This window comes from Cobetia sp. MC34, from assembly GCF_018340035.1.
GTDB classification, from domain to species: Bacteria; Pseudomonadota; Gammaproteobacteria; order Pseudomonadales; family Halomonadaceae; genus Cobetia; species Cobetia amphilecti.
Genome location: NZ_JADPPY010000003.1, coordinates 117513 through 133049, shown reverse-complemented (window position 1 = coordinate 133049; position 15537 = coordinate 117513). Strand labels below are relative to the sequence as shown.

The following is a 15537-nucleotide window of genomic DNA, read 5'->3' as shown; positions in this document are numbered from 1 at the left end:
CCTTCAAAATCCGGGCACCGTCGCGGTGCGGGCCCTCACCCGAGGCATGCTGGGGTGAGGGATGCGATCACTCCGGCTGACGCCGTGACTGGTCCAGCAGGCCGTTGAGGCTTGCCGCCTTCGGCTTGACCAACCAGAAGTGACGCACGAAGTCAGGGAAATCACGCAGGATGTCGCGCCCGCGTTCGGAGCCGGTCTCGGCCACATATTCCTCGATGACTTCGCGCAGATGGCGACGATAGGCCTCCATGGCTTCGGTATTGATGCGGTGGATTTCCACCAGCTCGTGGTTGTACTTGTCGACGAAGTCGCGATTCTCGTCCAGCACGTAGGCGAAGCCGCCCGTCATGCCCGCACCGAAGTTGACGCCTGTCTCGCCCAGCACGCACACCAGACCGCCGGTCATGTACTCACAGCAGTGGTCACCCGCGCCTTCGATCACGGCGTGCGCACCGGAGTTGCGCACCCCGAAGCGCTCGCCGGCGGTGCCCGCGGCATACAGCCGCCCGCCGGTCGCGCCGTACAGGCAGGTATTGCCGATGATGGCGGTCTTGTGGCTTTCGAAGCGCGAACCACGCGGCGGCACGATGGTCAGCTTGCCGCCGTTCATGCCCTTGCCGACATAGTCGTTGGCGTCGCCTTCCAGATGCATCTCGAGTCCATGCGCGTTCCAGACACCGAAGCTCTGGCCTGCCACACCGGTCAGGCTGACCTTGAGCGGCGAGCCCGCCAGTCCGGCCTCGCCATAGCGCTTGGCGATTTCACCCGAGACACGCGCGCCCACCGAGCGATCGCAGTTGGTGACATGGAAGCTGAACTCGCCACCACTGCGGCTGTCGATCGCCGACTCCATCGCGGCCAGCATCTCGAGGTTCTTGGCGCCGGGGTCATGCGGCTCGTTGCGGCTGACCTGGCAGAACTGCGGCGCGTCCTTGGGCACGAAGTCATTGCCCAGCAACGGCGTGAGGTCGAGACGACGCTGCGCGTTGGTCTCGCCTTCCAGCACTTCGAGCAGATCGGTACGACCGATCAGGTCGGTGATCTGACGCACACCCAGCAGTGCCATCAGCTCGCGCACTTCCTCGGCGATGAAGCGGAAGTAGTGCTTGACCATCTCGACGGTGCCGCGGAAATGCTCGTCACGCAGCGCCTGGTGCTGGGTCGCGACACCGGTGGCACAGTTGTTCAGGTGACAGATACGCAGGTACTTGCAGCCCAGCGCGACCATCGGCGCGGTGCCGAAGCCGAAGCTCTCGGCGCCCAGGATCGCGGCCTTGACCACGTCCAGGCCGGTCTTGAGGCCGCCATCCGTCTGCAGACGGATCTTGTGCCGCAGCTGGTTGATGCGCAGCGCCTGATGCACCTCGGGCAGCCCCAGCTCCCACGGGGAACCGGCGTGCTTGATCGAGGTGATCGGGCTGGCCGCGGTGCCGCCGTCATAGCCGGAGACGGTGATCAGGTCGGCGTACGCCTTGGCGACACCGGTGGCGATGGTGCCGATCCCCGGCTCGGAGACCAGCTTGACCGAGACCTGCGCCGACGGATTGACCTGCTTGAGATCGAAGATCAGCTGCGCCAGATCCTCGATGGAATAGATATCGTGGTGCGGCGGCGGCGAGATCAGTGTCACCCCCGGCACGGCGTAGCGCAGGCGTGCGATCAGGTCGTTGACCTTGCCGCCCGGCAGCTGACCGCCTTCACCGGGCTTGGCGCCCTGTGCGACCTTGATCTGCAGTACCTCGGCATTGACCAGGTACGCCGGCGTGACACCGAAGCGACCGGAGGCGATCTGCTTGATCTTGGAGGAGCGCACGGTGCCGTAACGCGCCGGGTCTTCACCGCCTTCACCGGAGTTGGAGCGCCCACCGGCCTCGTTCATGGCCTGGGCCAGCGCTTCATGTGCCTCGGGAGACAGTGCGCCAAGCGACATTCCGGCGCTGTCGAAGCGCGGCAGCAGTGACTCGACGGACTCGACTTCCTCGATCGGCAGCGGCTCGGCGACCGGCTTGAGGGTCAGCAGATCACGAATGGTCGCCACCGGACGCTCGTTGACCAGGCGCGCGAACTCCTTCCACTTGCCGTAGTCACCCTGCTGCACGGCCTGCTGCAGCTTCACCACCACATCCGGGTTGTAGGCGTGGTATTCGCCGCCATGCACGTACTTGACCAGCCCGCCCTGCTTGATGCGCTTGCGCGGCAGCCAGGCTTCACGGGCCAGCAGCTCCTGCTGGAACTGCAGCTCGGCAAAGCCGGCGCCTTCGATGCGCGAGGCCATGCCGGTGAAGCACATGTCCATGACTTCACTGTTGAGGCCGACCGCCTCGAACAGCTGCGAGCCACGATAGGAGCCGATGTGCGAGATGCCCATCTTGGACAGGATCTTGTAGAGCCCCTTCTGCATGCCCTTGCGATAGTTCTCGCGGGCATCTGCCGGGTTGCCGGACAGCTCGCCGGTGCGATGCATGTCAGCCATCACCTGATAGGCAAGGTACGGGTAGACCGCCGTGGCGCCCACCCCGAACAGCACTGCCATCTGGTGCGCGTCACGCGCATAGCCGGTCTCGATCACCAGGTTGACGCGCGGGCGCAGGGCCAGTGCACCGAGATGATGATGGATGGCGCCGGTCGCCAGAGCGGCGTGGATCGGCAGCTGCCCCTTCTTCAAGCCACAGTCGCTGAGTACCAGAATCACCTTGCCATTGCGCGCCGCTTCCTCGGCCTGCTGACAGAGGCCCTTGAGCGCCTGCTTGAGGGAGTCCTGCGCCGGATCGTAGTGCAGCTTGAGCGTCTGCGAGGTGAAGGCCGGATCTTCGTGATTGACCAGCGCATTGAACTTGCGCGGTGACAGCACCGGCGTGGTCAGGATCAGGCGATGCGCGTGTTCCGGCGTCGCGTCGAAGATGTTGAGCTCGGCGCCACAGCAGGTCTCCAGCGACATCACGATCGCTTCGCGCAGCGGATCGATCGGCGGGTTGGTGACCTGGGCAAACTTCTGACGGAAGTAGTCGGTCAGCACGCGATTCTGGCGCGACAGCACGGCCATCGGCGTGTCATCGCCCATGGAGCCGACCGCCTCCTGACCGCTCTCGGCCAGCGGGCGCAGCAGCTGATCGCGCTCCTCGAAGCTGACCTGGAACATCTTCTGGTAGACGTCCAGCTGATCGGCATCCATCGGCTGGAAACGCGCCAGCTCGGTCAGTGCAGACTCGAGATAGTTGGCGTTCTCACGCAGCCAGCGCTTGTAGGGATGCGCGCCCTTGAGGCGCTCACTGACCTGATCGGTGTGCAGCACTTCACCGGTCTCGGTATCGACACCCAGCACCTGACCCGGCCCGACGCGCCCCTTGGCGACGACATCTTCCGGCTTGTAATCGTAGGTGCCGATCTCGGAGGCCAGGGTGATGAAACCATTGCGCGTGATGACCCAACGCGCCGGACGCAGGCCGTTGCGGTCCAGCATGCACACGGCGTGGCGACCGTCGGTGAGCACGATGCCCGCCGGGCCGTCCCAGGCCTCCATGTGCATGGAGTTGTATTCGTAGAAGGCACGCAGATCGGAGTCCATCTGCTCGACGTTCTGCCATGCCGGCGGCACCATCATGCGGATGGCGCGATAGATATCCATGCCACCGGTCAGCAGGACTTCCAGCATGTTGTCCATGCTGGAGGAATCGGAGCCGACAGTGTTGACGATCTCGTCCAGCTCGGCGATCTCGGGCAGCTGCTCGGAGACGAAGTTCTCCTTGCGCGCGTTGGCCCAGCCGCGGTTGGCCTCGATGGTGTTGATCTCGCCGTTGTGGGCAAGGAAGCGGAACGGCTGGGCCAGCGGCCAGCGCGGCGCGGTGTTGGTCGAGAAGCGCTGGTGGAAGACACAGATCGCGGTCTCGAGGCGCGGGTCGCCCAGGTCCTTGTAGAAGCGCGGAAGATCTTCCGGCATCACCAGCCCCTTGAAGGAGATGACCTTGCCGGAAAGCGAGCAGACGTAGAAGTCCTCTTCACTCTTCAGCGCCTGCTCGGCATAACGGCGCGCCATGAACAGATCGACATTGAAGGCGATGTCGGTGCGCTCGTCGGCGGCACCGACGAAGACCTGGCGGATGCGCGGCAGGCAGTCGCGGGCCATCGGGCCGCACACGCTGTCATCCACCGGCATGTCGCGCCAGCCCAGCACCTCGAGATTGCGCGCGCTCAGCGCCGACTCGAAGGCGTCACGCGCGGACTGTTCACGCGCGTCATCATCGGGCAGGAAAAGCGTGCCGACGGCATAGCGAGCGCCCAGTTCCAGCCCGAGGGTTTCTCGAGCGATCTGGCGCATGAAGCCGTCCGGCATCTTGAGCAGCAGGCCACAGCCATCGCCGGTCTTGCCGTCAGCGGCAATCCCGCCACGGTGGGTCATGCAGGTCAGGGATTCAATGGCGGTCTGCAGCAATTCGTGGCTCGCCTGCCCTTCCATATGGGCGATCAGACCGAAGCCGCAGTTGTCGCGGAACTCTCCCGGATGGTGGAGACCTTTGTTCATGGGGCGTGCCTCACGGAGAAATCATGTGTCCAGATGCTTTTTTTCAAGCATTTTCCCGGTTATAGTTATCGGTTATCTTTATTTTTATACCTGCCGATAGTGGCGCCATCAGTGTCGCTACACGACGCCAGATTTCCCTCGAGCATATCCCCCAGCTTCCCGCCTGCGCAATTCTCCACAGGTCGCCCATCGACCAAAAAAACCTGACAAAACCGAAGGTTAGAAGAACCTTCAACCAAAAAACCCTGTAGGCTCAAGCGCTTAGCGGGTAGACATGCCCCATGAATTTCGCCTTGCAACTTTAGTATTGGTTAAATAAAAAACAGCGTTTTTATTCGATTTACCCCATACCGATTACGCATACGGCATACCAATTCAGGAATCACGCTCCACCAATGACTCCGTCACGGCGCGCTGACACCCGCCAAAAGAAAAGCCGCCACCCAGAGGGTGACGGCTTGCGTGGTCGTGCAGCGCCCATGAACCAGCCGTTGGCTGGCCGGGATGTCAGCGAGAGCTGCGCGGCCAGTGCTCCAGCATGTCGGCCAGCACACCGGCTGGCGCCTCTTCGGTAATCACCGCTCGGCCGATACGCTCAAGCAGGATCAGGCGCAGACGGCCATCGACATTCTTCTTGTCCAGCTGCATGTGCTTGAGGAAGTCCTCGACGCCCATGTCTTCCGGAGCCGCCAGCGGCAAGCCTGCCTTGGCGATGATGTGCGAGACACGCTCCACATCCGCACTCGACAGCCAGCCCATGCGCGCCGAAAGCTCAGCCGCCATCAGCATGCCGGTGCCGACGGCTTCGCCGTGCAGCCAGACGCCATAGCCCTGGTCCGTCTCGATGGCATGCCCGAAGGTGTGCCCCAGATTGAGCAGCGCACGCACGCCCTGCTCGGTCTCGTCCTGCGCCACGACATCCGCCTTGATGGCACAGCTGCGGCGAATGGCTTCACCGAGCAGGGTCTCATCCAGCGCCATCAAGGCCGTCATGTTGTCTTCCAGCCAGCTCAGGAAGCTTTCATCCCACAGCAGACCATACTTGATGACCTCGGCCATGCCCGCTGACAGCTCACGCTGCGGCAATGTCTTGAGGCTTGCGGTATCGATCAGCACCAGACGCGGCTGCCAGAAGGCGCCCAGCATGTTCTTGCCACGCGGATGGTTGACGCCGGTCTTGCCGCCCACCGAGGAATCCACCTGCGACAGCAGCGTGGTCGGCACCTGGATGAAGGCCGCGCCCCGCTGATAACAGGCCGCCGCGAAGCCGGTCATGTCACCGATCACGCCGCCACCGAGGGCGATCAAGGTGCAGCGGCGATTGAAGCCGGCCTCGAGCAGGGCATCCCAGATCAGGCCGATGCTGGCCATGTGCTTGGTCTGCTCACCGTCGTCGAGGATGACCTCGCGGATATCGAGCCCCTCGCCCAACGAGGCCTTCAGTGCGTCCAGATACAGCGGTGCCACCACGGTGTTGGTGACAATCATCACCTGACGCCCCGCAAGGTGCTCACGAATCAGATCACCACGCGCGGTCAGGCCCGGCCCGATATGAATGGGGTAACTACGCTCGCCGAGCGCGACATCAAGACGATGAGCAGGTGCCAGGGACATCAGAATTCTCCTTGGGCGAAACAGATGACAGCGACTGATGCCCGCCAGGGCCACCAGCCGCTGATGAGACTAGCCAGGGGCGTGCAACGGGTCCGCCAGCGCCTTGATGCGGCGACGGATCTCGTTGGTGACCGCCCGAGGACTGCGCCGATCGGTACGCACGATGATATCGGCCGTCTCGCGGTAGAGCGGGTCACGCAACTCGAACAGGCGCTTGAGCACCCGCCCGGGATCATCCTGCTGCAACAGCGGACGATTGCGATCACGGCCGGCTCGCTTGAGCTGCTGTTCGACAGGCGCGTAGAGATACACGACAGTGCCGCGTTCGCGCAGTACGCGCCGATTGGCCTCCGCCATGATGGCGCCGCCACCGGTGGCCATCACGACTTCCCTGAGCGAGGTCAGCTCATCGATGACAGCCTGCTCACGCTCACGAAAGCCGGACTCGCCCTCGACGTCGAAAATCCACGGAATGCTGGCTCCGCAGCGGTCTTCAATCACATGGTCGCTATCGCAAAATTCACGATGCAAGTCGGCCGCCAGCAGGCGGCCGATAGTGCTCTTGCCGGCCCCCATGGGGCCGACAAGGAATACGTTGGGAATCACATGCATCAGCGCACCGCCAGGCCGTCCTCGATGATCTTCGGGGTAATGAATACCAGCAATTCTACCTTCTCGTTGGACTCTTCGGTATAGCGGAACAGATTCCCGATCACCGGCAGGTCCCCGAGGAAGGGCGTCTTGAAGACGCTGCGAATCTGCTCGGAGGTCAGAATGCCGCCCAGCACCACGGTTTCGCCATCATTGACCAGCACCTGCGTCTCGATTTCATTGGTATCGATGGCCGGTTCGCCATTGAAGCTGTCATCGGAGACATCGTCATTGTTGATCAACAGATCCATGATGATGCGGTTGTCAGGCGTGATCTGCGGCGTCACTTCCAATGCCAGCACCGCTTCCTTGAACTCGATGTTGGTCGCACCGCTGGAGGTCGCCTCCTCGTAGGGGATTTCCTGACCCTGCTTGATGACGGCCTTCTTCTGGTTGGCGGTGATGATCTTGGGCTGGGAGATGGTCTGGCTCTTGCCTTCGCTTTCCAGCGCCGAGAGCTCCAGGTCCAGCAGGATATCGCCGGACAGGTAACCGAAGCTGAAGGTGCTGCCCGGATCACTGTCATCGCCGAGATTGACTCTCAGGCCGCCATCGTCATTAATACCATCAGCCGCCCCACCAAGGTCGAACTCGCCATCACTGCTGTTGGAAAGCCCCCAATTGACACCGATCTCGCTGGAGACGCTGCTGCGCGCGATGACGATGCGCGCCTCGATCTGCACCTGACGCACCGGGATGTCGAGATATTCCAGCGTGCCGCGAATGGACTCGAGCGTATCGCGGGTATCCTGGATCAGCATGGTGTTGGTGCGCTCATCGACCATCACGCGGCCCCGCTCGGACAGCAGACCGATACCGCCTTCACCGCGCAGCAACGCCGCCAGATCCGCCGCCTTGGCATAACGCACCTGGATGTATTCGGTGGTCATCGGCGCCAGTTCCTTGACCTGCTGGTTCGCCTCGAGCTCCTTGCGCTCCAGTGCCGCCAGCTCTTCCGCCGGCGCGACCATCAGCACGTTGCCCATGCGACGACTGGCCAGACCGTTGGACTTGAGCACCAGATCCAGCGCCTGATCCCAGGGCACTTCCTTCAGGTTCAGGGTCACGTTGCCGGTGACGTTGTCACTGGCGACCAGATTGAGTCCCGTGAAGTCAGCGATGATCTGCAGCACGGAGCGCACTTCGATGTTCTGGAAGTTGAGCGAGATCTTCTTGCCGGTGTAGGGGAACTTGTCCTTGATGCGCTCCGCCTGCTCTTCGCGCGTCAGCGGCTTGACCTCGAGCACCAGCTCGTTGCCTGCCTGAGTGGCCAGCTGGGTGTAGTAGCCACTGGCATCCACCACCATGCGCACGCCATCACGGGTACGCTGCGGATCGATACGCGTCACCGGCGTGGCGAAATCGCCGACATCCAGCACCTGATTCATCTCCGGCGGCAGCTTCACGCCCTTGATGTCGACGTAGATCTTGCGCCCGCGCTCGGTGACACGCGATTCGACGTTGGAGCGGTTGAAGTTGATCACGACGCGACCTTCACCGTCCGTGCCACGACGGAAATCGATGCCACTGACGGCCGGCTCGCTGGCCACTTCCAAGGCACGATTGTCCGGCGGCACGTTGGCGGCGTTCGCCTGGGAAGCAGCCGCAGGCTGAGCGCCCGGCGCTCCGCCCTGCTCGCCGATGATGACGTAGAGGCTGTTGCCCTCGGTGCGCGTGACGTACGGCTTGGACTGGTTGAGCTTCATGACCAGACGCGTGCGCGAGCCGGCCTCAAGCGCCACCAGTTCGTCCACGCCGCTGAGCCCCAGATCGAAGCGACGCTTGTCGAGCTGACTGCTGGTATCCAGGAGGTCGATGGTGATGCGCGGCGGCGTCTCGATACGGTAGCCCTTGACCTCCGGCACTCCGCCGACGAAGTCGAGCTTGAGCTCCATACGGTCGCCCCCGAGGGCGGTGAAGTTGAGGTCCTGCAGCGACGATGCAGCCATCGCCACATTCGCCATCAGGCTACCGACTGCCGCCAGCCCCAGCAGACTCATTCGTTGCAATCGCGTCATGTTCCCTAGTCCCCTGTCTCGCCGTGGCTCCGTTCAACCGTCGGGCTGATCGCGCCTTATTCTTATCGAAGCGTTATGGTGTCGATCGCCAACTCTTGCGGGTCGACCGTTCGTCTTCCGTGACAATATGGCTACTGCCAACGCCAGTGATCTCAACCACCTTGCGACACGGGCTCTTTCAGCGCCATGGCGCGAGACCGCTCTATCCAACCGCCCTGACCATTGGGCACGATTTCCACCATATCGATCTGCGTATCACCGATACGGGTGATCCTGCCGAAGTTGCTGCCCATATGGTTGCCGACCCGCACACGCTGGACTTCCTGCTCCGGCGTCAGAATCAACGCCGAACGCGCGCCATCGACATCCAGCGTCCCGACCATGCTGAGCTGCTCCATCGGCCAGGCTTCCAGCGGTTCACGAGGGCGATCGAGGTCCGGTCGCACACCGTTGTCGACGGCCGTCAGCTCCTCTTCGGGCTCCGGCAGGCGTGACTGGAAAGGACTGCGCGCATCCGCCATGTCATAGGTGACGGGATGATACTCGGGTTGCGGCGGCAGCTCCTGCACCTTGCCGGAAGGACGCCCTCTCAAGGACTCGAGCTCCCCCTCCAGCGCGCCCAGCTGCGGATCTCCACACCCCGCCAGCAGAGTGACCAGCAACACACTTGCCATCATGGTATTTCGACGCGTCATCAGGCTCATTGCTTGCCTCCTGATGTTGCCGGGGTCTGACGATAATTGTAGGTCTTGGCCAGCAGCGACAGCTCGAGATCATCACTGTTAGCGACCGGCGTCAGCACGAAATCATGCAGCGTCACGATGCGTGAAAGCCCCGCGACACCGGAAATGAAGGCGGCGATACGATGATAGTCGCCGCGCACCTTGATATCGAAAGGTTGTTCGACGTAGAAGTTGCGATTCTCCGCCGGCTTCAGACGAATGTACTCGACCGCCAGCTGGTTGTTGATCGCCGTCTCGCTGATGTCATCCAGCAGCGCCGGGACTTCCGCGTCGGTGGGCAGCATTTCCAGCAGCTGCCCCATGCGGGACTCCAGCTCCACCATCTGCTCGCGCATGGCCGGCAGGTTGGCGGCCTTGAATGCCTTGCTCTCAAACTGCTGGAGCAGCTGACTTTCCTGCGCACGCAGACGCTCGAGGTCTTCCGCCTTGGGCGCCGCAAGGAACCAATGGGACGCCCAGAACAGGGCGCCCAGCACGATGAGCGCCAGCACGGCCTGCAGCGTGACCGGCCAGATGCCGGCTTCCTTCAGATCAAGATCACGAAAATCCGTCGACTTGAGGCGGCGGATTTCAGCATCGATGAAACTCATCGCCGACCTCCTTTCTTGTCATTTTCCGCATCGGCAGCGCTCAGAGCCGACCCCGTCGGGCGCTCCGGAATCATGATGTTGAAGCTGCGCTGATCGTCGTCATTGCTCTGCACATCGGAGAGCGTCGGGGTGCCGAAGGAATCCGACAGGGCGATGGCGCGCATCAGGCCGGAGACCTGACGCGTGCTTTCCGCCGTGCCATTCGCCTTGAGCTGGCGCCCGCTGCGACTAATGCTCTGATACCAGGCGCCGTCCACCAGAGACGTCACCAGCTGATTGAAGACCCGTACCGTTTCCGGACGCGAGAACTGCAGACTGCGGATCAGTTCTATCTGGTCGAGCATCTGGGTGCGGCGTGCCTCGATGTCCTCGACTTCCTTGATGTCCCGATTGAGGCGGGCCATTTCCTTCTCGATGAAGGCATGGCGCTGCTGCTGCGCCTCGAGCTGGCTCTGGTAATACTCGCTCATGCCATAGCCGCCACCGATACCGATGACGGCCGCCAGTGCCAGTATGCCCATGAAGCGCTTGCTGCGCTTCTCACGCCGGTCTTCACGCCAGGAAAGCAGGTTGATCTCGATGGTCATGAGCGCTTCCTCATCGCAAGACCGCAGGCCGTGAGCATCGCCGGGGCATCGCCCGCCAGCGCCTGGATGTCGACGCGGGGATTGACGCTCATGTGAGTGAAGGGGTTGGCCATGATCACTTCAAGCCCGGTGTGCTCCGCCAGGCCTTCACGTAGCCCGACGATGGCGGCCGTACCGCCCCCGAGCAGGATGCGCTGCACCTCGCGGCGCTTGCCGGCGGTGTAATAGAGCTGCAGTGAGCGTGCGATCTGCTGGATGAGCGTCTCGCGGAACGGACCCAGCACTTCGCTGTCATAGGTATCCGGCAGACCGCCCCGCTTCTTGGCCAGGCCCGCCTCATCATTGGAGAGATCGAAGCGATTCATGATCTCGTCCGTCAGCTGACGCCCCCCGAAGACGGCGTCGCGACTGTAGACGATGCGGCCATTCTGGATGACGTGGAAGGCGGTCATCGTCGCGCCGATATCGACGACGGCAACGCACTCTTCGTTGTCGTAGGTCGGCGGCAACTGATGACGCAGCTCGCCGAAGGCGCGCTCGAGGGAGAAGGTCTCGACATCGACGGCAGCTGGCTCGAGGCCGGCCTGGGACAGTGCCGAGGTCAGCTGATCGACGTCCAGGCTGCGACACGCCACCAGCAGCAGATCCTGCTGATCGGGATTGCGCGGATTGACGCCCAGATGCTGGAAGTCGAACGCGACATCGTTCAGCGGAAAGGGAAAGTGCTTCTCGGACTCGAGCGCGATGCGCTGCTCGATCTCGTCATCGGCGAGATTGGCCGGGAAGCTCAGTGTCTTGGTGATGGCAGCGCTCGCGGGAACCGCGACCACGGCACGCTTCGAGCGCGGCTGTGCCTGCTCGACCGCGCGCTTGATGGCCAGCACGACTTCGTCCATGTCCCGTATACGTCGCTCGACGACTGCGCCTTCCTTGAGTGGACGCACCGCATAGCTATCGATCTGGTATCGATTTCCTTGCCTGGACAGCTCCAGGAGCTTCACCGTGGCCGACGTGATATCGACCCCGATGAGTCCCTTGCCGGCGGATTTGAGTCCCAGCAATTGGCGTTCCCCTGCTCTGATGACGATCTTGCCAGACTGGCTGGCCGCCGGTTCCCTGACGACGTTGCCGCGACACCCTCTATCATTCCAGGATGTTACATTATGTTTCCCAGAATAACACAACAGACGCGCAAGTCAGGGTTCAACGCTGGCCGCATCTGAACCCGCTACTTATAATGCCCCAGCAATGGAATTGCCAATCCCCGCGCAGCCACTCGCTTTTCTTACCCACGGACCCTGTCTTGCCCATGAAGCTATTGAGACGACTACTTTCGCCAGTGTTCTGGCTGCTGCTATCACTATGTGCCGCGGGACTTCTGGCCATCGTTGGCGCTTCGCTGTACTTCTCGCCGGGCCTGCCCGACGTCCATCAGCTTCAGGATACCAAGCTGCAGACGCCGCTGCGCATCTATACCCGCGATGGCAAGCTGATCGGCGAATACGGTGACCAGCGCCGCATCCCGGTCACCTACGACGAGATCCCCGAGACCTTCGTCGACGCCCTCCTCGCCGCCGAGGACAGCAACTTCTTCTCCCACCCGGGCATCGACCCCAAGGGGCTGGCGCGCGCGGCCTTGCAGCTGGCCTCCAGCGGCAGCATCCAGTCCGGTGGCAGTACCATCACCATGCAGGTGGCGCGCAACTATCTGCTGACGCTGGACCAGACCTTCACGCGCAAGATTCGCGAGATTCTGCTGTCGCTGCAGATGGAAGAGATCCTCTCCAAGCAGGAGATCATGGAGCTCTACGCCAACAAGATCTTCCTGGGCCATCGCGCCTACGGGATCGCCGCCGCTGCGCGCACCTACTACGACAAGTCCCTGGATGAACTGACCCTGGCCGAGCAGGCCATGCTGGCCGGCCTGCCCAAGGCGCCGTCGAGCTTCAACCCGCTGACCAACCCGCAGCGCGCACTGATCCGTCGCAACTGGATCCTGCTGCGCATGAAGGAGCTGGGCTACATCGAGCCCCAAGCCTATGACGAAGCCGTCAAGGCACCGATCACCGCGGCACGCCACTACTCCAGACCGGAAGTGCAGGCACCCTACGTCGCGGAAATGGCACGCAGCTTCGCCGTCGACCGCTTCGGCGACAAGGCCTACACCGACAACGTCCGCATCACCACGACGCTGGACAGCTCGCTGCAGCCAATGGCACGTGATGCGCTGATCAAGGGGCTGATCGCCTACGATACCCGCCATGGTTGGCGCGGGGTCGAGGAATCCGACATCGCCGCCTCACTAGCGGAAGCCCAGGACCAGACCGATCAGGCCGGCCTCGAGGAAGAACTCTCCAAGTCACCGGAAGTGCTGGAAACCGCCAAGCAGGCAGCCCAGAAGAGCGAGAAGCGCATCGCCGGCATCGACCGTGATGTCTCGAACTGGCTGAAAGTGCTCGACCGCACCCCGGACTACGGCCCGCTGAAGGCTGCCATTGTGGTCGAAAGCACCGGCAAGCAGATGAAGGCACTGCTGGCCGACGCCACGGTCGTGACCCTCGACTGGGACGGTCTGAAGTGGGCGCGCGAGTACAAGAGCGCCAAATGGCGTGGTGGCGTGCCGGGTTCGGCCGCCGAGATCGCCAAGGCCGGCGATCTGGTACGCGTGATCAAGCAGGACGACGGCTACCGTCTTGGCCAGCTGCCGGACGCGCAATCCGCCATCGTCTCGCTGGACCCGGAAAGTGGCGCCATCCTCGCCCTGCAAGGCGGCTTCAGCTATTCCGCCAGCAAGTTCAACCGCGCCATCCAGGCACGCCGTCAGGCAGGCTCGATCTTCAAGCCGTTCGTCTATCTGTCCGGGCTCGAGCAGGCTGGCATGTCACCGGCGACCATCATCAACAACGCCCCCGTCGTGCTTCAGGACGGCGGCAAGGTGTGGCGCCCAGAAAATGCCGGCGGCAAGTTCACCGGCCCGACCCGCATCCGCGTTGGCCTGTATCGCTCGCTGAACCTGGTCTCCGTGCGCCTGCTGCAGACAGTCGGCCTCGACAAGACTCTCGACTTCCTGGTCAAGCTGGGCTTCCAGCGTGACGAGTTGCCCAATGGCCTGTCACTGGCCCTGGGTAGCGCCTCGCTGACCCCGCTGGAGATGGCACGCGGCTATGCCGTGCTCTCCAATGGCGGCTTCCGTGTCGAGCCCTGGTACATCGATACCATCACGCGTGGCGATGACGAGACCGACTATGAAGCGCATCCGCCGGTTGCCTGCGCCAACTGTGCACCGGGCATGGTCACCGTCAATCGTGACGGTCGCCAGTACCCGCTGGCCGAGCGTGTCGCCTCCCCTGAAGCCATGTATCTGATCCGTGACATGATGCAGGATGTCATCAAGCGCGGTACTGGCCGTGGCGCCCTGGCGCTGGGTCGTGATGACCTGGCCGGCAAGACCGGCACCACCAACGACCAGCGTGATGCCTGGTTCTCCGGCTTCAACAGCAAGCTGGTGGCCACGGTCTGGGTCGGCAAGGACTCCAACGACACCCTGGCCGAGTATGGCGCCCAGGCCGCCCTGCCCATCTGGGTCGACTACATGCGCGGCGCCCTCAAGGGCATGCCGTCCTCCACCATGGAGCGTCCGGACAACATCGTGACGGCGACCATCGACCCGGACTCTGGCAAGCGCCTGCGCAGCGGTCAGTCCGGCGGCATCAGTGAGCTGTTCCGCAAGGATAATCTGCCACCCTACCAGGAACGCACCATCCGCAAGGAGCTGGAGCAGGAAAGCGGTTCAGAAGGTACCGGAACTTTCGAGGCCATCTTCTGATCTGATCTCCAGACCTCGCCTGCCAGCCTCATCGGCAGGGGGAGAGCCCAAGGAAGAGCGGCCGCTGGTCGCTCTTCTGCCATCTGAGCATTCGCAAGGCTCCCCCGTATCGCGATCCACTGGTAGCGTCCGGATGACGCGCCAGGCCGCCTCGCTCAGCAAGCGTCATCTCGCAAGCCACATTCCCGATGATGATGTCATGCCTCAAACATGCCGGAGTTCGCATGCTTCACCCATTGCCCACACTGCGCAGGACCGCGTTTCTGTGCCTGGCCCTGCTTCCCCTCGACACGGCTGTCGCAGACGACCTCTTCTATGCACCTCCACCCGCCAGCGAGGACTCTGAGCCCTTCAGCGGCCAGGCCGAGCTGGGCTTCACCAAGCTGTCGGGCAACTCGAACAGCGAGACCCTGCTGGGCAAGACCAGCCTGTCCTGGCACCTGAAACCCTGGACCCACACCTTCCGTGTGGAGGCCAAGCATGTCTCCAGCAGTGGCGAGACCACGACCGACAAGTACCTGGTCGGGCAGCGCGAGCGCTATGACCTCAGCGATGACCACTACGCCTTCGGGCTGCTGCGCTGGGAGAAGGAGCGCTTCTCCGGCTACAACCACCAGGTCACCTCCATCGTCGGTGAGGGCATCACGATACTGGATGGCCCCGAGCACAACCTCTCCCTCGAGGCCGGGCCGGGCTATCGCTTCGATGACATCACGGCGGGGGATCACGAGAACTACCTGCTGGGCTATGGCGCGATGGACTACCGCTGGCAGCTGTCCGACACCTCCAAGTTCGAGCAGCAGTTCTCGGCGGAGGCCACGCGCGAGAACGTGATCAGTCGCAGCTATACCGCGCTGACGGTCGCCATCAATGCAAGCCTCGCCCTCAAGCTCTCGCACGAGATCGAGAACAACACCAACCCGCCCGACGAGTCGGATGCCAAGACCGACACCACCACGGCGGCCTCCATCCTCTACAGCTTCTGAGCA

Annotated in this window: 10 protein-coding genes; 2 read left to right on the top strand and 8 right to left on the bottom strand. The window is 62.8% G+C overall.

Features of this window, described 5'->3' with window-relative positions; genetic code table 11:
• Positions 1 to 67 precede the first annotated feature (67 nt).
• The 8 genes from gltB to pilM form a co-directional block, all read right to left on the bottom strand.
• Positions 68 to 4519 (bottom strand): glutamate synthase large subunit, encoded by a 4452-nt coding sequence (gene gltB / locus IZU87_RS02765; RefSeq protein ID WP_054556504.1) that lies wholly within the window; start codon positions 4517 to 4519, stop codon positions 68 to 70.
• Positions 4520 to 5026: 507 nt separating this feature from the next.
• Positions 5027 to 6133: a 3-dehydroquinate synthase gene (gene aroB, locus IZU87_RS02760; protein ID WP_054556505.1), complete on the bottom strand. Its 1107-nt coding sequence runs from the start codon at positions 6131 to 6133 to the stop codon at positions 5027 to 5029.
• A gap of 69 nt (positions 6134 to 6202) precedes the next feature.
• Positions 6203 to 6745 carry a shikimate kinase AroK gene (aroK, locus tag IZU87_RS02755; protein ID WP_054556506.1) on the bottom strand — a complete coding sequence of 181 codons (543 nt, stop codon included), beginning with the start codon at positions 6743 to 6745 and terminating at the stop codon, positions 6203 to 6205.
• The gene (locus IZU87_RS02750; RefSeq protein ID WP_213113599.1) at positions 6745 to 8802 is read right to left on the bottom strand and encodes a type IV pilus secretin PilQ; all 2058 of its coding nucleotides are present in this window, start codon (positions 8800 to 8802) and stop codon (positions 6745 to 6747) included. Before IZU87_RS02750 ends, aroK begins: the two co-directional genes overlap by 1 nt.
• 152 nt (positions 8803 to 8954) lie before the next feature.
• Positions 8955 to 9506 (bottom strand): pilus assembly protein PilP, encoded by a 552-nt coding sequence (locus tag IZU87_RS02745; protein ID WP_213113598.1) that lies wholly within the window; start codon positions 9504 to 9506, stop codon positions 8955 to 8957.
• Entirely contained in the window at positions 9503 to 10135 is a 633-nt protein-coding gene (locus IZU87_RS02740; protein WP_043332958.1) for a type IV pilus inner membrane component PilO, read from the bottom strand. The genes IZU87_RS02745 and IZU87_RS02740 overlap by 4 nt, the downstream gene beginning before the upstream one ends.
• Positions 10132 to 10722, bottom strand: coding sequence for a PilN domain-containing protein (locus IZU87_RS02735; RefSeq protein WP_064503256.1), 591 nt, complete (start codon positions 10720 to 10722; stop codon positions 10132 to 10134). The genes IZU87_RS02740 and IZU87_RS02735 overlap by 4 nt, the downstream gene beginning before the upstream one ends.
• Entirely contained in the window at positions 10719 to 11783 is a 1065-nt protein-coding gene (pilM, locus tag IZU87_RS02730) for a type IV pilus assembly protein PilM (protein ID WP_107335932.1), read from the bottom strand. Before pilM ends, IZU87_RS02735 begins: the two co-directional genes overlap by 4 nt.
• 248 nt (positions 11784 to 12031) lie before the next feature.
• Between pilM and IZU87_RS02725 the strand changes: the two genes are divergently transcribed.
• Complete coding sequence (locus IZU87_RS02725; RefSeq protein WP_213113597.1) at positions 12032 to 14548, top strand: penicillin-binding protein 1A; 2517 nt, start codon at positions 12032 to 12034, stop codon at positions 14546 to 14548.
• Between the two features lie 224 nt (positions 14549 to 14772).
• Positions 14773 to 15534, top strand: coding sequence for a DUF481 domain-containing protein (locus IZU87_RS02720; RefSeq protein ID WP_043332961.1), 762 nt, complete (start codon positions 14773 to 14775; stop codon positions 15532 to 15534).
• The last annotated feature ends 3 nt before the right edge of the window (positions 15535 to 15537 follow it).